Below are 21,134 nucleotides of genomic sequence, written 5' to 3'. Positions count from 1 at the left end.
AGAGGAAGGGAGCAACACATGTTGCGAGGACCGGCCACCATCAACTTCTGGGCCGACGACCTGGAGGCGGCCAGGAAGTGGTACGCCGAACTGCTGGGCGTCGAGCCGTACTTCGAGAGGCCCGGCAACGGCCGACCGGCCGCCTACTACGAGTTCCGGATCGGCGACCACCAGGCCGAGCTCGGCCTCATCGACCGGAGCTACGCCCCGCCGGGCCTGCCCAGGGACCCCGGGGGAGTGATCATGCACTGGCACGTCGACGACGTCCGGGCCGCACTGGACCGGTTGTCGTCCATGGGGGCGAGGCCGTACCTGCCGCTCACCGAGCGCGGCGAGGGGTTCGTCACCGCCGCCGTGATCGATCCGTTCGGCAACGTGCTGGGCATCATGTACAACCCGCACTACCTGGAGGTCCTGGGCCGATGAGACTCTTCGCGGACGCCGCCCGGTGGGAGGCGTGGCTGGCCGAGCATCACGAGACCGAGGGCGGGATCTGGCTGCGGATCGCCAGGAAGGGGTCGGCGCTCTCCACGGTCACGATCGGGCAGGCGCTGGAGGTCGCGCTGTGCTACGGCTGGATCGACGGCCAGCGCAAGTCCCATGATCAGCACTGCTACCTGCAGCGCTTCTCGCGCCGCCGCAAGGGCAGTCCCTGGTCGCAGGTGAACGTCGGGCACGTCGAGAGGCTGACCGCCGCCGGGCGCATGCGGCCGCCGGGTCTGGCGGAGGTCGCCGCCGCCCGGGCCGACGGCCGCTGGGCGGCCGCCTACCCCTCCCAGCGCGAGGCCACTGTCCCGCCCGACCTGGCCGAGGCGCTGGCGGACTGCCCGGAGGCCGCTGTCCGCTTCGAGGCGCTCGGCAGGACAGACCGCTACCAGGTGATCCTGCCGCTGCTGACGGCCAAGACCCCGGCCGGACGCGCGGCCCGCCTGCGGAGGGCGATCTCCGGCCTGTCGGACATCCCCCACGAATCTACAATGTAAAGGCGCCCGCCGTCAGTGGCCCGTGCTAGCCGGGCCACCATCGCGGGTGACCTGCCCGAACACCTCGTCCCTGACCCGGGCGAGAGCCAGGTCCATCGCGCCCACCAGCACCGGGTTGCCCCGGACGGCCGACAGCCGCACCCGCAGCCGCCCGACGTCGAGTGCCCGCAGCTCGCGCTCGACGAGGTCGCGCAGCCGCTCGCCCCCGGCGGACACCAGGCCCCCGGCCAGCACGACGAGCCCCGGGTCGACGACCGAGGCGATGGTCGCCAGGCCGAGCGCGACCCGGGCGGCCACCGTCCGCAGGCCCGCGACCGCCTCCTCGGCGGCCCTCCCGGTGCCCTCGGCCAGGCGCACCGCCATTGCCATCGACTCCTGGAAGTCGGCCCCCTGGACGCCGTACGAGCGCAGCAGGTCCCGCACCGCCGGCCCGCCGGCCAGCGCCTGGTAGCCGTGGTGGCTGAACCGGCCGCCGTCGAGGGCGGTGGCCGCGCCGGGGACGGGCATGTAGCCGACCTCGCCGGCGCCGCCGAAGAAGCCGCGGTGCAGCCGTCCGCCGATCACGAGGGCGGCGCCGAGCCCCTCACCCGCCCACAGCAGCACGAAGTCAGGGCAGTCGGCCGCCGCGCCGTGCGCCTGCTCGGCGAGGGCGACGAGATTGACGTCGTTCTCCACGTCGACGGTGACGCCGAGCCCGTCGCCGAGTGTGGGCACCAGGTCGGGGATCTGCCAGCCGGGCATGTCCGCGGCGGTGGCGTGGTCGAGCCTGCCGGTCGTGGGGTCGACGGCGCCCTGCACGCCGATGACGACGCGGCGCAGCGGGCCGGGCGGCCGCGCCGCCTCGACCGCCTCCCGCAACTGCCCGACCAGGCCGCCGCCCATCGGCGACGGGGCGGGTGAGCCGGCCGCGCCGACGACGGCGCCGGTGATGTCGGCCACCTGTACGTCGATCCGCTCAGGTGTGACGTCCAGCGCGGCCACGTACGCGGCGGCGGCGTTGACCCGGTAGACCTCGGCGGTGCGTCCGGGCTGGCCCGCCCGGACGCCGTCGTTGACCACGAGCCCCGCCTCCTGCAGGCGGGCCAGGAGCTGGAACGCCGTCGGCTTGGACAGGCCGGTCAGCTCGCTCAGCTCGGGGCGGGTCAGCGGGCCTTTCTCCAGCAGGATGCGGAGCGCGGCGCGGTCGTTGATCGCGCGCATCAGCCTCGGCGTCCCGTGGACAGGGGGCTTCACGTCACCTCCGCGTCGAAGGGCGTCACGTCGACGTCAAGGTGAGGACGTCAACGTGAGAGCGTACAGGGCGATCGCCGCGAAATCGTCGGCCGGCTCGGAGGCCTGCCAGGAGCGCACGTCGTCGACGAAGCGGCTGCCGTGCCCGGTGAAGCGCTCGTGGCGGTCCTTGCCGTCGGCCGGGCAGGGGGGCATCTCCGCGAAGTGCTCGCCCAGGCCGTCGGCGAACAGTTTCGCGTCGTTGGGGCCGTTGACGACCGCGCCCGCCACCGGACGAATGATCGGAAACATCCTCGCCGCAGGGCTTGCGGAGAGGTGAAACGCCTGTGGAGCCGGTGTAAGACCTCAACGAGAGTCCTCTCTCGGGCGGGCGACCGGCGGTGAAGCAGGAAGACCAACCGGCGACGGTTGGAATCCCGGTTCTTCAGAGCCGGGAGGATGTCAACTGCTCCTCCTGAAATGATCGCGAACTCGGGTCCGCGCGGCCTCGGCCGCGTCGAGCAGGTCCAGCCCGGCCAGCGCGGCGCCCGCGACAGGGGGGAGGGCGCTGACCACGACCCGCGCGTCCGGCGCGCTCGCGCCGATCGCGGCCTCGATCAGGCCGTGCAGGTACGGGTCCCGGGCGGTCAGCACGCTCCCGCCGAGCACCACCTCGGCAGGCGTGTCGAGCAGGTCGAGCCGTTCCAGGCACACCCTGGCCATCACGGCCACCTCCTCGGCCTGCCGGGCGACCACGCCCCTGGCCACGGCGTCGCCGCCGGCCGCGACGGCGAACAGGCCCGGCACCAGCTCGTGCAGCCGGGCCGGGTCCAGCTCGCCGAAGTGCAGGGCGAGCACCACCTCCGCGACGCTCGCCGTGCCGAAGTGCGTGACGACCAGTTCGGCCAGCGCCGTCGCCGGGCCACGCCCGTCCTCCATCCGGGCGGCGTGCCAGAGCACCCATTCGGCCAGTTCCTCGCCGCCGCCCCAGTCGCCGCTGCGCCTGCCGAGCGCGGGGAAGCGCGCCGTGTCGCCGGACGGGGAGACGCCGGCGGCGTTCATGCCGGCCCCGCACACCACGACCACCCCCCAGGGCAGGGAGGCACCCGCGCGCAGCACCGCGAAGGTGTCGTTGGCCACCGACACCTCGCCCGCGCAGCCGCGCGCCAGGAACTCGGCGCGCAGCGCCTCCTCCTCGGCGGGGAAGTCCGCCCCGGCCAGGTAAGCCGCCATCACGTCGGCGTACGGCGCGGCCATGCCGTCGCGCAGCGCCCTGGCCCCCCGCTCGACCACGTCCGCGGCGGCGTCCACCCCGGCGCTCTGCGGCGTGAACGGGCCGGTCCGGCCGGTGGCGAGCACCGTGCCGTCCTCGGTCACCAGCGCGAGGTCGGTCTTGCTGTTGCCCCCGTCGACCGCCAGGATCGTCCTCACCGAGCTCCCGCCCAGCGCAGGTGCGGGCGGTTGGCCTCCAGCAGCAGCCCGGTCAGCTCGCGCGCCAGGTGCTCCTGGCCGACGAGCGGGTGGGCGAGCAGCGCGTCGGCGACCCGCTCACGCCCTCCGCGCCGGGCGGCTTCGAGGGCGAGCGTCTCGTACGCCGACACGTGCGCGATGAGCCCGGCGTACAGCGGCTCGACGGGGGCGACGGGCAGCGGCACGGCCCCCGAGGCGGTGATCCTGGCCGGGACCTCGACGACCGCCTCGTCCGGCAGGAACGGCAGGACGCCGCCGTTGCGGACGTTGACGACCTGGGTGTCGCCGCGGTCGCCGAGCAGCGAGGCGATGAGCGCCACGGCGGCCTCGGAGTAGAAGGCGCCTCCGCGTTTCTCCAGCAGTTCGGGCTTGGTGTCGGCGGACGGTGAGGCGTACAGCTCCAGCAGCCGCCGCTCCAGGGCGGCGACCTCGGAGGCCCGCGTCGGCGCGGTGCGCTGCTCCTCGACCACGAGGTCGTGGGCGTAGAAGTAGCGCAGGTAGTACGACGGCACCGCGCCGAGCCTGGTGATCAGCTCGGCCGGCAGCCCGACTTCGGCGGCGATCTCCGGGCCGTGCCGTTTGAGCAGGTCCGGCAGCACGTCGGCCCCGTCCAGGTGCGCCGAGCGCACCCACGTGAGGTGGTTGAGGCCGACGTGGCCGAGCGACACCCGCGACGGCTCGACGCCGAGCGCGGCGGCGAAGCGGCGCTGGAAGCCGATCGCCACGTTGCACAGCCCGATCGCGCGGTGCCCCGCGTCCAGCAGCGCCCTGGTGACGATGCCGACCGGGTTGGTGAAGTCGACGATCCACGCCTCGGGCGCGTGCTCGGCGATCACCTGGGCGATGTCCAGCACCACCGGGACCGTGCGCAGCGCCTTGGCCAGCCCGCCCGCGCCGGTCGTCTCCTGGCCGACGCAGCCGCAGCGCAGCGGCAGCGTCTCGTCCACCTCTCGGGCCGCCTGTCCGCCCACCCTGAGTTGCAGCAGGACGACCCGCGCCCCGGCGACGCCCTCGCGCACGTCGGCGGTCGCGGTCACGACGGCCGGGTGCCCGGCCGCGCGCAGCATCCGGCGGGCCATGCCCGCGACCGGATCCAGCCGCTCCGCGGCCGGGTCCACCAGGGCGAGCTCGGTCAGCGGCAGCTCCTCCCGCAGCCGCGCGAACCCGTCGACCAGCTCAGGCGTGTACGTCGAGCCGCCCCCGACCACGGCGAGTTTCAACCTTTCACTCCCGTCAATGTCACGCCCTCGATGAAGACCCGCTGGGCGAAGAGGAAAACGATGATCACCGGGGCGGTCACCAGCAGGGTGGCGGCCATGGTGAGGTTCCACTGCACGCTGTGGAAGGCCTTGAAGGTGGCCAGCCCGAGCGACAGGGTCCAGCCCTCCTGGTCGACTCCGGCGTACAGCAGCGGCCCGTAGTAGTCGTTCCAGCAGTAGAAGAACGAGAACAGCGCCACCGCCGCGATCGCGGGACGGGCCATCGGCAGGATGACGGTGAACAGGATCCGCACGTCCGAGCAGCCGTCGACCTTGGCCGCGTCGGTGTAGTCGCGGGGGATCGTGATGAGGAACTGGCGCAGCAGGAAGATCGAGAAGGCGTCGCCGAAGAGCATCGGCAGGATCAGCGGCCACAGCGAGTCCGTCAGGTCGAGCCGGGCCCACACCAGGTAGATCGGCACCGCGACGACCTGCGGCGGCAGCATCATCGCGCTGATCACCACGAGGAAGGCCGCCGTGCGCCCCCGGAAGCGGAAGCGGGCCAGCGCGTAGGCCGTGGGAATGGACGACACCAGCATGAACAGCGTCGCCAGCGAGGCGTACACGAAGGTGTTGGCCGTCCAGGTGAGCAGCTCCGAGCGGGCGAACACCTCGCCGAAGTTGGCCCAGTTCCACTGCTCGGGCCACAGCCGGCTGGTGAGCGCCTGCTCGTCGGTCATGAGCGCGGTCAGCGCCACGAACACGACCGGGCCGAGGAACATCAGCGCGAGCGCGATGGCCAGTGCGTGCTGCGCGATCCACATCAGGCCGCGCCTGCGCGTCACGACGCCGCCTCCGCCCGGCTGAACTGGCGCAGCAGGACCAGCGTGAACAGCATCGCGACCACGAACAGCAGCAGCGCGTGCACGCAGGCCAGCCCCATCGACCAGTCGCGGAAACCGGTGTGGAACAGATGCTGGGGCAGGGTGAGCAGTGAGCCGTCCGGATAGCCGGGGGTGAATGTGGTGCCGGGCGAGTCGGTCGCGCCGGAGGCCACCCGGGAGGCGATCATCGCCTGGGTGAAGTACTGCACCGCGTAGATCACGCCGGTGACCGCCGAGAACATCAGCACCGGGGAGATCACCGGGAGCGTGACGCTGCGGAACTGCCGCCAGGCGCCCGCCCCGTCGATCGCGGCCGCCTCGTACAGGTGTTTGGGCACGTCCAGCAGCGCCGCCAGGAAGATCATGATGGCGTTGCCGGCGCCCCACAGGGCGAGCAGGGTGAGGCTGGGCTTGGACCAGGCGGCGCTGCCGAACCAGTCGGGTCCGGTGATCCCGAACCAGGCCAGCAGCTGGTTGACCGGGCCGGTCGCCGGGTTGAGCAGGTACACGAAGGCGACCGTGCCGGCCACCATCGGCACCAGCGACGGCAGGTAGAAGATCGTCCGCAGGATGCCGCCGCCGCTCTTCAGCTTGGTCAGCAGGTGCGCCACGCCGAGCGCGAACAGCACCTGGGCCGGGACCATGAAGATCACGAGCCACAGGGTGTTCAGCCCCGACTGCAGCACGCGGGGGTCGGAGAAGGCGTAACGGTAGTTGTCCAGGCCGATGAACTCCAGCGTGAACAGGTCGTAGCGGTGGAAGGAGAAGTACACCGTGGACAGCAGCGGATAGACGAAGAAGAGCGCGACGCCGATGAGCCACGGCGACAGCCACAGGAGGGCGCGCGCGCCGTCGCCGCGCCACCGGGGCGGGGGCGCGACGCGGGTGGAGACCATCATCAGCCTCCGGAGAGCTTCAGCTTGTCGTTGATCCGCTTGTCCACCCCGGCCAGCCCGGCGTCAAGGTCCTTGACCGCGCCCTTCTCCCACTGGGTGAGGAAGGTGGAGAAGGCGTCCTGGTTGAAGACGCTGTTGACATTGGGCGGCAGCGTCGAGGTCTTGGGGTGGGCGAAGATGTCGAGGAACGTGCCGAAGTTCTCGTCCCTGGCCAGGTCCGGGTGGTCCATGGCGGCCTTGGTGGTGGGCACGTTGCGCAGCGCGTTCGACAGCGTCACCAGCGAGTCGGTGTCGGTGGTGAGGTGTTTGACCAGCTCCCAGGCGTGCTGGGGGTGCTCGGCGCCTCTGGGCACGCCGATCACGGTCCCGGCGGTGAAGCCGCTGCCGTACAGCTCGGGCTTGTCGTCGGCGACGGGCAGCGGGGCGGTGCCGTAGTCCAGGTCCTTCGCCACGGGGTCGCCTGCGATCATGGCGTTGCGCCACTCGCCGTCGAGCACCATGGCGACCTTGCCCTTGAAGAACGGGTGCTCGGCGCCCCACTCGTCACCCAGCCCCTTGCGGAACTTCTCCAGCTTGTCGTAGCCGTACCAGTCGACCAGCTCCTTCTGCCAGCGCAGGAGCTGCTTCCAGGCGGGGTCGGCGCCGATGGCAGAGGTGGCGTCGTCGTTGTACCAGCGGGCGCCGACCATGGGGCCGAGGTGGCTGGGGGAGTTCTCGTAGTACTGGAAGCTGGGGATGAAGCCGGCCACCTTGATGGTGCCGTCGGCGTCGCGGACCGTGAGCTTCTTGGTCAGCTCGGTCAGCTCGGTCAGGGTCTTCGGCGGCCGCTCGCCCTTCATCAGCGCCTTGTTGTAGTAGAGCCCGTACGCGTCGGCCAGCAGCGGCATCGTGCACCGCCTGCCCTCGAACTCGGTGTAGGCGCGGGACGCGGCCGGCAGCACGCCGAGGTCGATGCCGTCCTGCTCGATGACCGGGGTGAGGTCCTGGAACGCGCCGCTCTTGCACCACTGGGCGACGTTGTCGGTGGTGAACGAGGCCGCCACGTCGGGCGCCTTGCCGCCGCGGATCGCCTGGGTGATCTGGTCGTCCTGGATGCCCTTCTTCATGGTGACCTTGATCTGCGGGAACTTCGTGGTGAAGCCCGCGACCGCCTCCTCGAACGCCTTCGTCTCGACGTCGGTGGAGAAGCCGTGCCACAGCTCCAGCGTGGCGGCGGGTAACGCGGCGGCGGCCGGGCCGGTGCCGCTCGTCGTGGCCTTGGGCTGGGCGCCGAGCGATGGCGGCGCCTCCTTGCCCGCAGTGCATGCGGTCAGCGACAGGGCCAGCAACCCGGCCGCCGCGAGAGGGACGAAGCGCACGAGGGTCTCCTATGAGCTGGTGTGGGGGGTTAGTCGTCCGCCGGAGGATTAGTAAGGATTCCTAACTTGCTAGGGACCGTAAGTGGGTAATCCGGCTCGGTCAAGCCTCGAAACCAACTCGTGACGCGCCACGAACGCCGTGATTGGCGGCTTTAGGGTAGGACACCTGACTAACTGGGTGCCCCTCAGGGCCGCTTGGCCGCCCAGACGGTCCGCGATGTGCGCACGGTGAGGTCGTCGCGGCGCAGGACGCTGTGGGGGCCGTCGCCGGCGATGAGGGTGTCGAGGGTGGTCAGGTCCTCGGTGTCGAGGTGGTCGTCGAGGTGGTCGCGTGCCCGCTGGAGGGAGAGTCGCGCGTAGCGGCGGGCGGCGTCCGGGAGCGGGTGCCGCAGGTCGATGGCGAAGGCTCGCTTGGCCTGGAGTGTGAAGCCGGCCGTGCGGAGCTGTGGGGTCAGCTCGTCGGGGCCCGCGTGCGTCGCGCGGGGCTGCTCGTTGTGTCGTGCGGCGTGGATGCGCGCTTCGAGTCCGGCGCGTCCCTGGCCGAGGTCGTGGGGCAGGAACTTCGGGAAGGAGTCCATCTCGGAGATGACCAGCAGCCCGCCGGGACGCAGCGCGCCGAACGCCTCGGTCAGGATGTGCGCGGGGTCGGCCATGTGGTGCAGGGACAAGCCCGCCCATGCCAGGTCGGCGGTGCCGAGGGCCGGCCATGCCGCGTCCAGGTCCGCCTGGACCGTCTCGATCCTGCTCTCCATGCCGCGGGCGCGGGCCTTGCGGGCCAGGTGGTGGAGCAACTGCGGAGAGATGTCCAGGGCGGTCGCGGCGGCCTGCGGGAAGCGTTCCAGCAGGGCGAAGGTGCCGGTGCCGGTTCCGCTGCCCAGGTCGAGGATCCGGCGCGGGTGCCGATCGCTCGTGAGCTCCGCGAGCCAGGCGGTCACGTCGGACAGGTAGGTGTGGAGCACTTCGGCGTCGAGGTCCAGAAGCTCGGCCATGGCGAGGTCGCCGGGCCCTGAGGCCGCGTGCTGGTGGTGGTGGTTCATGATTCGACCGTAACGCCGGCTTGCGGGGTTGGCATAGCGCCTTGCTCATGACGCAAGAAAGGGTGGCTTTCGAGGTCATGATCCGCATGCGGATCGGGGGGCTGCGCCCAACCTGCGGCTGGTCGCCCGGCGACCTGGCCGAACGCCGCTATCTGGCTTCCTGGTGGCCGCTGGTCACGCGTGAGTGGTCGGGGATCTCCACGACCACGTTGGTGGACTTGATCACGGCGTCCGCGACCACTCCTGGCTCCAGGCGCAGCTCGTCGGCCGCCTGACGGCTCATCAGCGACACCACCCGGAAGGGGCCGGCGGCGATCTCCACCTGTGCCATCACCTCGTCCCTGATCACCTCGGTGACGATCCCGCGGAAGCGGTTGCGCGCCGAGGAGCGGCCGCTGCCGCCCGCGTCGATCTGGGATCGGGCGAAGGCGGCCAGGTCGGCGCCGTCGACCCGCCGGTGGCCGTGCTCGTCTCGCTCGGCCGGCAGCCGCCCCGCGTCGACCCAGCGGCGGACGGTGTCGGCGCTGACTCCGAGCAGTGTGGCGGCTTCGCTGATCCGGAACGTCGTCACAAGCCCTCACCCTACCTTTACGGCCGCTGAGCATCCGTTACCCTCAAGTGCTAGGTGACTAGATAAATGGAGGATTGATGATCGAGTTCCATCTGGACGGCCGGTCCGGGGTCTCGCCGTACCTGCAGCTGGTCCAGCAGGTACGGCAGGCGCTGCGGCTGGGTCTGCTGCGTGAGGGTGACCAGCTGCCGACCGTCAAGGACGTGGTGGGGCGGCTGGCGATCAATCCCAACACGGTGCTCAAGGCCTACCGGGAGCTCGAACACGAGGGCCTCGTGGCGGCCAGGCCCGGAGTCGGGACGTTCGTGACCCGCACGCTGACCGACTCCTCCCTGGCCGCGCACGCACCGTTGCGCAGAGAGCTGCGGCGCTGGCTGGCCAAGGCCCGCCTGGCCGGCCTCGACGACGAGAGCATCGAGGCCCTGTTCACGACCACCTTTCGGACCGCCTCTCAAGAGGACATAGCGTGACCGCTGTCCTGTAGGCCCAGGGACCGGGCGGCGCCTGGTGCACGTAGGCTCGGGCCATGTCAGAAATGATCATCGCTGCCCACGGCGTCGAGGTGGAGTTGGGGGACACCCCCGTCCTGCGCGATGTCGGCCTCGTGGCCGCGGCGGGGGACATCGTCGCCGTGCTGGGGGAGAACGGCGCGGGCAAGTCCACGTTGCTGCGCTGCCTGGCCGGTCTGCGCCCGCCGCTGCGCGGCCTGATCGAGGTTCTCGGCGGGCTGCGCGGGGGGCGTGGCGTCGATCGCGGCGCGTGACAGCATGACCGCTTCATCAAGGAGCGCGGCGTCGCCGGTCTGTTCATAGCTGGCGCGCAGGCTGGCGGCCAGATTGCTGAGGAACCGCGGCCGGTCGGGATGGTCGACGAGGGTTGCCCTCACGGCAGCCCGGCCCGAGGCGATGGCCTCGTTCAACACGCCCACGTCGCCGGTGGCCCGGTGGAGGAGCCATGGCTTGCACTCAATCGGCTGGCGAATTCACCGCGGTCGGGATGCGTCGCTGGGACCTCTGCGCCAGCGTGTTACGGGCCGGTACCGGCAGGCCGGCGATGCGGCACCGGCGTACGACCTCCCGGTAGACCGCCGCCAGCGAACGCCGCTGCCGGCTCAGATACCGCGACTCGATGACCTCGCGCAGCACCGCTTCAACGGCCGCAGGCAACCGCCGTCGCCCCCGGCCGCCGCTGGAGCTCCGGGGCAGCAGGTCCGACACGACGCCTTCGCCAGCCCGCCACCGGCTCAGCAGCACGTACACCTGACGCCGCGAGATCCCCAGCTCGTCCGCCGCCGCGTTCGCGGCCGCCAATCCCAGCCGCGGCTGATCGGCCAGTGGGCTGATCAGCTCCGCCTGGCGTATCGCCACATCCCAAGCCGCATTCGGGGCGGTCAGCACGCCCCGCTCAACGATCTCCGTCTGCCCGCCATCCATGCCCAGGGCCTCACCGTCGCGCACGCGAGTACGGAACAAACGCACCGTAGCGCAGAGAACTGCTGACAATCCGGTGCTTCACAGTCCTCTGCACAGACTCCGAAACAGCAGGACATCCGTGCACGCGACTTCAGAAAGTCACAACGGGTTTCGGGACGATCGCCGGGAATCGCGTGATCGTCTGAACTGGGGATCTGCGGAGACGGCTCCGGCGTCGTGGAACCGTCCCTTAAACGACCTATTTCACACACATTGCGGAGTTTGTCTTGTCGCGTATCGCGACCTTTGTCTGTGATGTTGCTTTTTCCCGATCTTTACTGTTACCTTCCGCTCTGTTGATGATCTTCGTCAAGATCGGAGTTCTGTGTCACTCTCAGTTCTCTCTCTTTCTCCCACGACTCGACATCGCAGCCGGCTTCTCGGAATCCTGGTAGGGCTCCTAGTACCTGTTCTGGCCGCTGGACTCTCCGCCCCCGCACACGCTGGCCTTGCCTCAGGAACATCGACAACCTCCCGGACGGGTGCTGCGACCGCGGCAGGCCCCGTCGAGCTTCTCGGCGCCGCAACCGAGACCACGCGCTACTGGCGCCACCCCGACGGTCGTATCACCACGGAGATGTGGGCGCGGCCCGTGCGGGTGAAGAAGAATGCTGCCTGGGCGTGGATCGACCCCACCCTGAGCGAACAGGGCGGCGTGGTGAAGCCCAAGGTCATCAAGGGCGACCTGGCACTGTCCGGTGGCGGTGATGCGGCGATCACCTCCTACGCGCCCGAAGACGGCCGATCCCTCTCGCTGACCTGGCCGACGACGCTGCCCACGCCGACTCTGGACGGCAGCCACGCCACCTACCCGGACGCGGCAGGCCCCGGTGCAGACCTCGTCGTCACCGCGCTCGCGACAGGATTCCGGTACGACGTGGTGCTGCGGACCCGGCCGGCCAAGGACGTGAAACTCCAGATTCCCTTCCGGGGGAAGGGTCTTTCTCTTCGGGAAACCTCCGATGGCGTCCTTCGTGTGACGGACGCCTCCGGGCTGAACATCGCGGTCAATTCTCCGCCAACCCTCCGGAGCGCCAAGGACATGCGGAAGCCCGCCGGGCGCGCCGGGGCGGTCGAGACCTCCGTCGAAGAGTCCGGCACGCAGCAAGTGCTGCAGCTCAAGCCGGACCCCGGTTTCCTCGCCGATCCGGCGACGCGGTACCCGGTCACGCTCCAGTCGGCGTTCAGTATGACAGCTGCCTCCGACGCGGATGTGTGGAGCGTCACGCCCAATGATCCCAACGGCAGCGGCATGACGTTGATGGCCGGCACCCAGTCGGATGGAACCAAGAGCCGCGCCTATCTGAAGTTCGACACATCATCCCTGGTGAGACAGCAGATCAGTAACGTGACCCTGTCGTTGCTCAACATCGACGGCCCGAGCTGCGGGTCACAGGTGAGCGACGGCATCCAGGTGCGCCGGGTCACGAGCGGCTGGAGCCCGGCGACGGTGACCTGGGCCCAGCAGCCGACCAACACCACCGAGAACGCCGTGACCAACCGCAGCAGCGTGGGCGGTTCGTGTGCGCCGACGCCGATGACGTGGGACATCACCGCGGTGGCGCAGCAGTGGGCTGCCGACGTGGGCAACTACGGGCTGGTGCTGATGTCGCCGACGGAGCGGGCGGTCCGGAACTACCGCGTCTACCCGTCGTCGGAGAACAGCGACTTCAACGATCCGCCGAAGCTCACGGCGACGTTCTCGCCGGTCGGCGACCCGGTCGTGGTGAGTCCGGCAGGGCCGGACGGGGTGGAGGTGATCCAGGCTCCCGCGAACTGGCGTTACGACGCCGTACAGATGGCCGAGCCGCAGGCGCACGCCTTGAGCGCGGCCTTCGACCGGGTCGTGGCCAATGCCGACAAGCTCGCCGACCCGTACGTGGACATGGTCAGCGGCCAGGTCATCGTGCCTGCGGCCACCGCTGACGGCCACGCCGTCGGATCTGCATTGCTGTCCGGTACGGCCTACCTCGGATACGGCGGGACGGACTGGACGATCCCGGGCGAGTACACCGACGGCGACACCGACGAAGACGGCGAAGGCCCACCCGGACCAACGGAGTCATACAACTTCACCCCCCAGGTCCCCGATGTGACGGCCAGCCATGGCCAGCAAGTGACGATCATTCGTGAAGTACTGCAGTTGACCAGCGCTCAACTTCCCGGAGCAGACGCGATCATCTCCGCGCGGCCGTGGCCCGAGCGGAACAAGGTATTGATCACGGCCAACGCCGTGTCACCGGAGCTCCGCCTGGCGCTAGCCCAGCGATACGGGGTCAACAACGTGGTGATCAGGCTCAAGCCCGACGCCGCACGACTGACGACGAAAACGGGCACGGACAACCGGCAGCTGACGACGCAGGCGGGCACGGACAGTCGCGCGAACGACAATGACGAATACATCAACGGTGGCGGAGCATTCGACACCAAGAATGACTTCGAGTGCACGATGGGGTTCGCGTGGTCGCTTCCCGCTGGGAGGCGACTGGTGACGGCCGGGCACTGCCTCCCGGTGGACGACCCTACGGGCGTACCGCTCACCGGCGGGACGCGCGAGTACGGCAAGCGCGTGCTGACGACCTGGGACGACGGTATAGGCACAGTGTTCCTGCCCGGTAAGAACGAGGCACAGGGCGACTCAGCCCTGGTGACCCCGAACGCTTCGATCTACCCGACCGCGTCCATCTTCATCGGTGGTCCAACGTCGAGGGAGAAGCGGCCGGTGAAACGGAGCTGGCAACGACGGTCGGCACCCGGCGATCTGTTCTGCGTCGGCGGCAGATACTACGGGCAGCACTGCTCCTGGAAGGTCGTGGAAGGCAACGACTACTTCAAGACCGACGGAGGACTGCTGGACAACGCGATCCCCGCCACGCACGCTTCGGAATGCCTCAGGGAAGAAGGCGGAGACTCCGGCGGCCCCATCTACACATTCCAATCTGATGGATCCGTCGTCGCCAAGGGCATCACGAGCAGCGGCACCTCCACCCTGCTCGACTGCTATGTAGCGTTCACCGACATCACCACAGTGCGGCAGTCGTACGGTGGCGACGTCATGAAACGCAGGTAAGGAGGGCAGACTCTATGGCCACGCTCAGGACCAGCCTGGGGAGCAGAGCACTCGCAGTGGTTTGCGTCTCACTGGTTGTGGCGGGATGCAGTACGTCGGAGTGGCGGAACGTCAAGAACGTGACGCTGTCGCCCGACGGGCGGACGCTGACCATGCAGGTCATGTTCAGCCGCCCTCCTTCGAATCCCGAGCCGTGCGAGCGCGTGGCCGACACCATTGTGGAAGAGTCCGCATCGACGGTCGTCATCGGTGTTCTCGTAGAGGAGGACATCTGTGATCGGCCGTGGCCTTGGGAAGAGCCGACGTACAGCACGTTGACTGGGTATCCGCATCCGGTGCAACTCCGGTTGAAGACACCGCTGGGCGACCGGGCGGTAGTGAATACCGCGGCCGAGAAACCTGTCGCGGTCAATGTGCAGTCCGGATAGGCGTGACGGTCGTCCAAGTGGCAGGCCCGCGGTTCGCCGCGGGTCTGCCAGGTAGCAGGCAACGGCGATCTTCCCCACTCTCGCCGTTTCAACAAACGATCGTTATTTGAAGACCCATCGGACCGGTCGCCGTCGACGGCAGATGAACGCCGCCACACCGGCGGGTGAACCTCGCGCAGGGTGACCTTGATCTAGTGAACGGTGTTCGCAGTGTCCACGACGGTCACCGTATCGGCGCGATCATCACGGAATCGGCTGATGCACACATTCCGGCCTGGCACGCGGGTCGCCGATACCAGGGCGAAGCAGCTCTCCATGACGCCGCCGGAAGGCTGCCACGCCTGACAGCGGAAATCTTCATTCGCCACAGTAGACATTTGAGGCTGCTGGGGCTAGTGTTTCTCACATCGCAAGGACGGATCGACGGGCAGCGGAAGTATTGGCACCACGATGAACTGCCCGGAGCTAGATGAAGTGCAAGTTGAGGCAGAAGGTCGGACGTGACGGGCCAGCGCACGGTTAGGGGCCCAGAGCGTGGACGCGCTGCCTGCAGGTGAAGTAGGGCAGTAGGTCCGGAAGATAGAGATGAAGGGAGTGTTGAACGCCATCGGGATCGCCCGTTGCCGGCTGAAGTCTCGCCGCTCGGGTACCGCAGTTCCACAGATGGGAAGGTGGTCTGAGGTCACGTATCCGCGATCCCCGCATCACGCCAGGCAGTACGGCGGATGCGGACGACGGTAAGCCGGCCGGATGGCCGGTAGATGGTGTTGAACTCTTCGGGGCCCTGGCGCGACACGCGCCGGGGCCCCCTGTGCGCGTCAGGGAAAGGAATGTATGGGTCAACGTCGCTCGGCTGCCGGTGGAGACACGATCGCTCACGGCAGGATCGCGCACACGGCCGGATCCACGCCCGGATTCAGGGCCGAAGACCGGTTCGAGGATCGGTTCGACGATGAGGACTACCCCGCCTACAGCATGGGCGCGGCCGCCGAAATGCTCGGTGTCACCCCGACGTTCCTGCGGGCTCTGGGCACCGCCGGACTGATCGAGCCGCTACGCTCCGGCGGCGGGCACCGCCGCTACTCCCGCTACCAGCTGCGCCTGGCCGCCCGGGCCCGGGAACTGGTCGACCAGGGCACCCCGGTGGAAGCCGCCTGCCGGATCATCATCCTGGAAGACCAGCTCGCTAAGGCGCTGCGCATCAACGACGCCCGCGACCGCCCGGCCGGACACTAGCACCAGCAGTGTGTGCCCTGTTGCCAGGTTTAGTGACAAGAGCAGGGCACCCCACTGATTGCCGAGTGTTGCAAAATTGTCACCAATTGCGACCTGGCCGGGCGTTCGCGCACTTCGCGCCATAGCGGCTGGCCTGGCAGCGAGCGACGCCACCGCGTTCGCGCGCGCCCGCGCGCGTGGTGCCTCGCAAAACTCTCGAAAGTTCAGGGCAGGACGGCCGAAGCGAGCCGTCCTGGCACGCGGGCGTAGGCCAGTCCGGGAACCCCGTGGCCCTCATGAGCCGCCGGTCCTGCTGCCCGAGAGCATGGCGGCGTCGATGTCGGCGGGAGCGCCGGCCCGGCATAGCGGGCACCAGGGGCGGCCGGTGCGCGGGTGGAACTGGTCGCCGCCGGGTTCGCCGTGCGGGCAGGGCGGCGCGGTGCGGTGGTCGCCGGCGGCCGCGCGTGCCTGCTGGCGGGCGGCCTGTTCGCGGACGCGGTCCTGCCAGTCGGCCAGGTCGCCGGTGCGGGCCAGCTTGGTCAGGTAGCCGGCCAGGTCGCGCGGCCGGTGCTCGGCTTGCACGGCGGCCGCGATCTGCGCGGCTTCGCCGGCGTCGACGCCGAGCTCGTTCATCACCACCTGCGCGGGCCGCACGACGGGGGCTGATCGCGCAGGTACGCGCCCTGATGATGAGGGTTCTTGAGGGGATTGAGGAGATGGGGTCCAGCTTCCCCGGACGCTTCGGCTGGTTTTCCCGGCCCCTTCGGCCAGGTTTTCCGGATCCTTCGCCGCTGCCGTAGGGTCCGGCTTTCCCGGAGGCTTCCCAGCGGAAGGGTCCTGGTCTCCCGGACCCTGACCGTCCTGTCCTGTGGTGGCCTGAGGGGCAAGCGGCGGGATCTCGAACACCGCGCGACGGCCGTTGTGCCCGCCGCTGACCCGGCGCAGCACGCCCTTGGCGATGAGCTCGTTGATGACCTGGTAGCGCTCGGACCGGCTCTTGATCCGCGTCCGCCGGACGAACTCGGGACTGTCGATGCCAGGCCAGGCCTGGCGGGTGATGTCGTTGGCCTTCTCGGCGAAGACGATCAGCACCTTGTGCTCGCGGTGCGTGAGGTCGGGTGCGTGATCCATCACCTCGACGATCAGGTGGATGCTCATCACTGCCCGCCGTCGGCGGGCAGCATGCCGAGCATGGCCCGGATGGGCGCGGTGGGGATGAGGATCTTGCGGCCGATACGCAGCGCGGGCAACTCACCGCGGTGAACGGCCGCGCAGGCGGCGCCGCGGTCGACGCCGAGCACCGCGGCCGCCTCGCGGACGGTCATCGTGGGCCGCTGCAGCGCCTCGCGGCTCGCCTGCTGCTGGGGGGTGGGCTGCAGGGGGCCGGTGTGGTCCTGCGTGGGGTCCTGTCGCGTCACGCCGATGGTTGACATGATCGGCGGCTTAACGTCAGCGTGCGATGGGTGGCGGGGCGTCCGCCAGGTCCACTCCTAGTCGTCGTCGTCGGGAGTGTCGTTCTCCGCATCGCAATTCCAGCAGTCCCAGAACGTCGGCGCCCTTCACAATGTGAGACATGAATCCCCCAGCAAGATCGCTCTGGTTTCCGTGGCGGCTGCTGCCATTGCGCTCACCACGGCCTGCAGCAGTTCCACCTCTATGACGAGCGCATGGCCTTCCTGCGCAAGTCAGCCAACCGGGGCGTGGACACCTACAAGCTGCTGTACTCGCAGGAGGCGAAGATCGACAAGGCGCGGTGCGAGCGCGCTTTCAACGGCAGCGGTGCGAGCAGCGACATGCCGCCCGACATGCAGACTGGCGGCAGCACGCCCCAGTGGCAGGCTCAGGTAAAGGAGTTTTTCGTCGACTCCTGCATCTCTGGCAAGCCCAAGCCCGTCCCCGGCGACCTCCCCGACCCGAGCACATCGCCCTCTGTCCCGTCCTCGACACCGACACCCTCCGTGTCGGGCTCCAAGTCCTAAACAGACCCGCCCTGGAGGCTTACTGGCGGGCCGCGAGCGCGCCAGAGGCGACCGGTTGACCAGGCGGGCAGCGCGGATGGCGAGGCGCTCCTCAGGACGGGGCGGGGCTCGACGACGAGAGCATCGAGGCCCTGTTCACGACCACCTTTCGGACCGCCTCTCAAGAGGACATAGCGTGACCGCTGTCCTGTAGGCCCAGGGACCGGGCGGCGCCTGGTGCACGTAGGCTCGGGCCATGTCAGAAATGATCATCGCTGCCCACGGCGTCGAGGTGGAGTTGGGGGACACCCCCGTCCTGCGCGATGTCGGCCTCGTGGCCGCGGCGGGCGAGGTCGTAGCCGTGCTGGGGGAGAACGGCGCGGGCAAGTCGACGTTGCTGCGCTGCCTGGCCGGTCTGCGCCCGCCGCTGCGCGGCCTGATCGAGGTTCTCAGCGGGCCTCCGGTCGACGCCGCCGAATTCTGGGAGCGGGTCGTGCTGGTCGGCGACGAGCCGGCCTGGTATCCGGGATTGAGCGTCCAGGAGCATCTGGAGCTGATGAGTGCCGTCCACCGGGACGCCCGTCTGACGGTGGGGGAGGCGCTGGACATGTTCGAGCTGCGCGGACGGGCCGAACTGTCCCCGCTGACCCTCTCCACCGGACAGCGGCAACGGCTGTCGCTGGCGATGGCGCTGCTCCGGCCGAGCCGGCTGTTGCTGCTGGACGAGCCGGAGCGCGGGCTGGACGCGGCGTTCCGGGCCCGCCTCGCCGCGATTCTGCAGGGCTACGCCGGCGACGGGGGCACGGTGGTCATGGCGACGCACGACCTCCAGCTCGCGACGGCCACCGGGGCCCGCCTGATCACGCTGGAAGCCGCGTCGTGAACCCCGCGCGCGCCTACCTCCGATCCCGCCGGGGACGGCCGATGACCTGGTCGGATCGTTACGCCGCGGTGTTCGGGGCGGCCCTTGGCGTGGCGCTGCTGGGCCAGCCCCTCGCCGCCACCCTGCGCGGGCTCGCGGCCGGGGTCGATCCCGCGCGGCTGGCCGCGGCGCTCGCGCTGGTCATGGTCGCCTACGCGGGATACCTCGCCTTGGCCCGCCTCCTGGGGCCTGTCGTGCTGCCCGCAGCCGACGCCGCCTGGCTGGTGCTGTCTCCGCTGCCGCGCCGCTCGGTGCTGGGCAGAGCGGTGACGGTCCTGCTGGTGATCGCGGTGGCGGGCGGGGCGGTGCTCGGCCTGGCCGCGCTGTCGGCGTTCGGCGCCCCGGACAACCTCGTTCTCCGCCTGGTCGCGGCACTCGTGGTGGGCGTCGGCGCGGGCGCGGGAGGCATGGCGGCGGCGGTGCTCGCCCAGGCCGCCGGAGCGTGGGACTCCTGGCTGCGGGTGGCGATCGCGGGCATCGTGGTGATGGCCGTGCTGGTGGCCGTCCTGGGCAGTGGCCCTGCCCGGCAGGCTCTCACCGCCGTCGCCGGCGCGCCGGTCGGCTTGGCCGTGTCGGCGGCCGGCCTGGTGGCCGCCGGGGCCGCGGTGCTGCTGCGGCGGGCATGGGCGGCGCTCGACCGCATCCCCGCTCGGCGGCTCCTGAGCTCGTCGGTCAGGAGCGGGCGGGTGATCTCGGCCGCGGTCACCCTGGATCCCGGCGCGCTGACCTGGGCCGCCGAGGACGACCACTGGCGTGGACGGGCGCTGGGCTCCCGTCCCTGGCCCGGTTTCGCCGCTGCGGGCGGCTGGGGGAGGGCGCTGGCGCCGGCCTGGCAGGAGTGGCGGCGGGCCGGGAGACGCCCGGGACGGCTGGCGGTGCTGTCCGGCTCCGTCGCGTTGCCCGCTCTGGCTGCGCAGGCCTCGGGAGGCATGTCCGTGTTGCCGATCGGCGTCCTGCTGTGCGGGGCGCTGGCAGCCGCCGTGGCGTGCACCACCGGCGCACGCCGCGACGGCGACAACCCCTCCCTCGCCCGGCTGCTGGCCGTGGACGGGCGAGCCCTGCTGGCCGCGCGTGCGCTGCTGCCCGCCCTGATGGCAGGCCTGTGGTCCACCCTCGCACTGGCCGGCCTGGCGGTGGCCGGTGTCCTTCCCGGCGGTCCGTGGTGGCTGCTGGGCCCGGCTCTCGCTCCCGCGCTGGCCGCGGCGGCCCTGCGGATGGCCGGCCGGCGGCCCGTCGACCATGCGCAGCCGGTCATCGAGACGCCGGTCGGCTCCCTGCCGACCGGGCCGCTGATCTGGGCGCTGACCGGCGTCGATCTCGCGCTGCTCGGCTGCCTCCCCACGCTGGCCGCGTTGACCGACCCGGCGGCTTCGCCGGCCACCTCGGTGGTCGTCCAGGCCCTCGTGGGAGGTGGCGTGCTCGCCGCCTTCCTGCTGCGCCGGGGCCGCCGGTCGACAGCCTCTGATGGATGAGCGCGGGTTTCGGCCGGGTGGGCGCGGGTTCGGTGGCCTTGACCGACAGGCCCGCGCGATCGGTGATCCCCGCCGCGACGTGCGGGGCCGGCTGCCACTGGACGGCTGCCACTGGACGGCAGCGGATGGTGGACCGCGCGAGGTCCGGTGCAGGACGATGCCGGACGTGGTTCCCGATGGCGGGTGCCATCGGGGTTCGAGCGAGGACGACCGGGAGGTCCGCGTTGGCGAAGGTGGATGAGGACAGGATCGCGATTCGCGAGCTCGTGGAAAACTAGGCGTTGTGGCGTGACGCCGGTTTCTGGGAGCGGTTCGCCACGCTCTGGCATCCGATGGACGGCTGGATGAGCGCCACCTGGTTCCAGGGGCCGGCCAGTGAGTTCATCACGCGCAGTCGTGAGGGGTTCGAGGCCGGGGTGAACATCCTGCACTTCCTCGGCGGTCACACGTGTGACTTGGCGAGGGAGCGGGCGGTGGCCCAGACGAAGATGACCATCAACCAGCGGGCGGCGATCGACGGCGTGGAGGTCGACGTCGTGTGCACCGGGCGGTTCTACGACTTCCTCGCCGTCCACGACGGCGCCTGGAAGCTCGTACGCAGGCAGCCGATCTATGAGAAGGACCGGCTGGACGTCGTCGACCCGGCGGCCACGTTGGCGCTGGACGCGGAGCTGCTGGGTCGTTTTCCGGCCGGTTACCGCCACCTGGGCTATCTGCAGACCAAGGCGGGGTTCACCGTGAAGGGCGGGCTGCCCGGCCTGGTCGGCCCGGCCGTCGAGCGCCTGTATGACGAGGGCGCCAAGTGGCTGGCCGGTTCGGCCACGCCCGGCGCCGTCTGAGCGCCCCGGCCGGTCCCCGGTCAGTGGCCGATCAACCGCGTCTGCTCCTCGTCGTGGTGCTCGCCGAGGCCGGGGGGAGGTCGTCCAGCGTGTTCAGCTGCTCGTCGCTCAACTCGACGTCTGCTACGCGCCCGTTTTCCCGAAAACGGGT

The 21,134-nt window shown here is 70.2% G+C and carries 23 protein-coding genes; 11 read left to right on the top strand and 12 right to left on the bottom strand.

Translation table 11 applies throughout. From position 1 onward, the window contains the following. Positions 1-18: 18 nt before the first annotated feature. Positions 19-426, top strand: a complete 408-nt coding sequence (locus AB0I38_RS04610) for a VOC family protein (protein ID WP_358461820.1) — start codon at positions 19-21, stop codon at positions 424-426. After that, complete coding sequence (locus AB0I38_RS04605) at positions 423-983, top strand: YdeI/OmpD-associated family protein (protein ID WP_358461817.1); 561 nt, start codon at positions 423-425, stop codon at positions 981-983. The genes AB0I38_RS04610 and AB0I38_RS04605 overlap by 4 nt, the downstream gene beginning before the upstream one ends. 12 nt (positions 984-995) lie before the next feature. Here the strand turns inward: AB0I38_RS04605 and AB0I38_RS04600 are convergent, their stop codons facing one another. The 9 genes from AB0I38_RS04600 to AB0I38_RS04560 all read right to left on the bottom strand — a co-directional run bounded on the left by AB0I38_RS04600 (position 996) and on the right by AB0I38_RS04560 (position 9,607). After that, positions 996-2,216 (bottom strand): ROK family transcriptional regulator, encoded by a 1,221-nt coding sequence (locus tag AB0I38_RS04600; RefSeq protein ID WP_358461814.1) that lies wholly within the window; start codon positions 2,214-2,216, stop codon positions 996-998. Positions 2,217-2,249: 33 nt separating this feature from the next. Further along, positions 2,250-2,483, bottom strand: a complete 234-nt coding sequence (locus AB0I38_RS04595) for a hypothetical protein (RefSeq protein WP_358461811.1) — start codon at positions 2,481-2,483, stop codon at positions 2,250-2,252. A 171-nt stretch (positions 2,484-2,654) separates the two neighbouring features. Next, positions 2,655-3,623 (bottom strand): N-acetylglucosamine kinase, encoded by a 969-nt coding sequence (locus tag AB0I38_RS04590; RefSeq protein ID WP_358461808.1) that lies wholly within the window; start codon positions 3,621-3,623, stop codon positions 2,655-2,657. Further along, positions 3,620-4,882, bottom strand: coding sequence for a 6-phospho-beta-glucosidase (locus AB0I38_RS04585; RefSeq protein ID WP_358461805.1), 1,263 nt, complete (start codon positions 4,880-4,882; stop codon positions 3,620-3,622). The genes AB0I38_RS04590 and AB0I38_RS04585 overlap by 4 nt, the downstream gene beginning before the upstream one ends. Beyond that, positions 4,879-5,706, bottom strand: a complete 828-nt coding sequence (locus AB0I38_RS04580) for a carbohydrate ABC transporter permease (RefSeq protein ID WP_358461802.1) — start codon at positions 5,704-5,706, stop codon at positions 4,879-4,881. Before AB0I38_RS04580 ends, AB0I38_RS04585 begins: the two co-directional genes overlap by 4 nt. Next, positions 5,703-6,644: a carbohydrate ABC transporter permease gene (locus tag AB0I38_RS04575; protein ID WP_358461799.1), complete on the bottom strand. Its 942-nt coding sequence runs from the start codon at positions 6,642-6,644 to the stop codon at positions 5,703-5,705. The genes AB0I38_RS04580 and AB0I38_RS04575 overlap by 4 nt, the downstream gene beginning before the upstream one ends. Further along, the gene (locus AB0I38_RS04570; RefSeq protein WP_358461796.1) at positions 6,644-7,999 is read right to left on the bottom strand and encodes an extracellular solute-binding protein; all 1,356 of its coding nucleotides are present in this window, start codon (positions 7,997-7,999) and stop codon (positions 6,644-6,646) included. The genes AB0I38_RS04575 and AB0I38_RS04570 overlap by 1 nt, the downstream gene beginning before the upstream one ends. A 185-nt stretch (positions 8,000-8,184) precedes the next feature. Then, the gene (locus tag AB0I38_RS04565) at positions 8,185-9,036 is read right to left on the bottom strand and encodes a class I SAM-dependent methyltransferase (protein WP_358461793.1); all 852 of its coding nucleotides are present in this window, start codon (positions 9,034-9,036) and stop codon (positions 8,185-8,187) included. A gap of 148 nt (positions 9,037-9,184) precedes the next feature. Further along, positions 9,185-9,607, bottom strand: a complete 423-nt coding sequence (locus AB0I38_RS04560; RefSeq protein WP_358461790.1) for a TOBE domain-containing protein — start codon at positions 9,605-9,607, stop codon at positions 9,185-9,187. Positions 9,608-9,684: 77 nt separating this feature from the next. Between AB0I38_RS04560 and AB0I38_RS04555 the strand changes: the two genes are divergently transcribed. Both AB0I38_RS04555 and AB0I38_RS04550 read left to right on the top strand, forming a co-directional pair. Beyond that, a complete protein-coding gene (locus tag AB0I38_RS04555; protein ID WP_358461786.1) occupies positions 9,685-10,077 on the top strand; it encodes a GntR family transcriptional regulator in 393 nt (130 codons plus the stop codon). Positions 10,078-10,133: 56 nt separating this feature from the next. Then, positions 10,134-10,370 carry an ABC transporter ATP-binding protein gene (locus tag AB0I38_RS04550; protein WP_358461783.1) on the top strand — a complete coding sequence of 79 codons (237 nt, stop codon included), beginning with the start codon at positions 10,134-10,136 and terminating at the stop codon, positions 10,368-10,370. Between the two features lie 202 nt (positions 10,371-10,572). On the opposite strand, the gene AB0I38_RS04545 is transcribed toward AB0I38_RS04550, so the two are convergent. Then, positions 10,573-11,064, bottom strand: coding sequence for a helix-turn-helix domain-containing protein (locus AB0I38_RS04545; RefSeq protein ID WP_358461780.1), 492 nt, complete (start codon positions 11,062-11,064; stop codon positions 10,573-10,575). Positions 11,065-11,671: 607 nt separating this feature from the next. Here AB0I38_RS04545 and AB0I38_RS04540 point away from each other — a divergent pair. The 3 genes from AB0I38_RS04540 (at position 11,672) to AB0I38_RS04530 (ending at position 15,813) form a co-directional block, all read left to right on the top strand. Beyond that, complete coding sequence (locus AB0I38_RS04540) at positions 11,672-14,149, top strand: DNRLRE domain-containing protein (protein ID WP_358461777.1); 2,478 nt, start codon at positions 11,672-11,674, stop codon at positions 14,147-14,149. Positions 14,150-14,163: 14 nt separating this feature from the next. Next, complete coding sequence (locus AB0I38_RS04535; protein ID WP_358461774.1) at positions 14,164-14,577, top strand: hypothetical protein; 414 nt, start codon at positions 14,164-14,166, stop codon at positions 14,575-14,577. Positions 14,578-15,411: 834 nt separating this feature from the next. Further along, positions 15,412-15,813 carry a helix-turn-helix domain-containing protein gene (locus AB0I38_RS04530; protein WP_358461771.1) on the top strand — a complete coding sequence of 134 codons (402 nt, stop codon included), beginning with the start codon at positions 15,412-15,414 and terminating at the stop codon, positions 15,811-15,813. A gap of 273 nt (positions 15,814-16,086) precedes the next feature. Here the strand turns inward: AB0I38_RS04530 and AB0I38_RS04525 are convergent, their stop codons facing one another. Continuing rightward, positions 16,087-16,950 carry a hypothetical protein gene (locus AB0I38_RS04525; RefSeq protein ID WP_358461768.1) on the bottom strand — a complete coding sequence of 288 codons (864 nt, stop codon included), beginning with the start codon at positions 16,948-16,950 and terminating at the stop codon, positions 16,087-16,089. Beyond that, complete coding sequence (locus tag AB0I38_RS04520; protein WP_358461765.1) at positions 16,950-17,225, bottom strand: helix-turn-helix domain-containing protein; 276 nt, start codon at positions 17,223-17,225, stop codon at positions 16,950-16,952. The genes AB0I38_RS04525 and AB0I38_RS04520 overlap by 1 nt, the downstream gene beginning before the upstream one ends. 234 nt (positions 17,226-17,459) lie before the next feature. Between AB0I38_RS04520 and AB0I38_RS04515 the strand changes: the two genes are divergently transcribed. The 4 genes from AB0I38_RS04515 (at position 17,460) to AB0I38_RS04500 (ending at position 20,983) form a co-directional block, all read left to right on the top strand. Continuing rightward, on the top strand, positions 17,460-17,771 hold the full coding sequence (locus AB0I38_RS04515; protein ID WP_358461761.1) for a hypothetical protein: 312 nt from the start codon (positions 17,460-17,462) through the stop codon (positions 17,769-17,771). Positions 17,772-18,006: 235 nt separating this feature from the next. Further along, complete coding sequence (ccmA, locus tag AB0I38_RS04510) at positions 18,007-18,633, top strand: heme ABC exporter ATP-binding protein CcmA (protein WP_358461758.1); 627 nt, start codon at positions 18,007-18,009, stop codon at positions 18,631-18,633. A gap of 41 nt (positions 18,634-18,674) precedes the next feature. Further along, positions 18,675-20,144, top strand: coding sequence for a DUF6297 family protein (locus tag AB0I38_RS04505; protein WP_358461755.1), 1,470 nt, complete (start codon positions 18,675-18,677; stop codon positions 20,142-20,144). A gap of 281 nt (positions 20,145-20,425) precedes the next feature. Continuing rightward, positions 20,426-20,983: a nuclear transport factor 2 family protein gene (locus AB0I38_RS04500; RefSeq protein ID WP_358461752.1), complete on the top strand. Its 558-nt coding sequence runs from the start codon at positions 20,426-20,428 to the stop codon at positions 20,981-20,983. The last annotated feature ends 151 nt before the right edge of the window (positions 20,984-21,134 follow it).

The sequence above is a fragment of the Nonomuraea cavernae genome (assembly GCF_040655715.1).
In the GTDB taxonomy this organism is placed as follows: domain Bacteria; phylum Actinomycetota; class Actinomycetes; order Streptosporangiales; family Streptosporangiaceae; genus Nonomuraea; species Nonomuraea cavernae_A.
The sequence above is the reverse complement of the archived record's forward strand: the minus strand, read 5'-3'. Positions and strand labels throughout refer to the sequence as shown.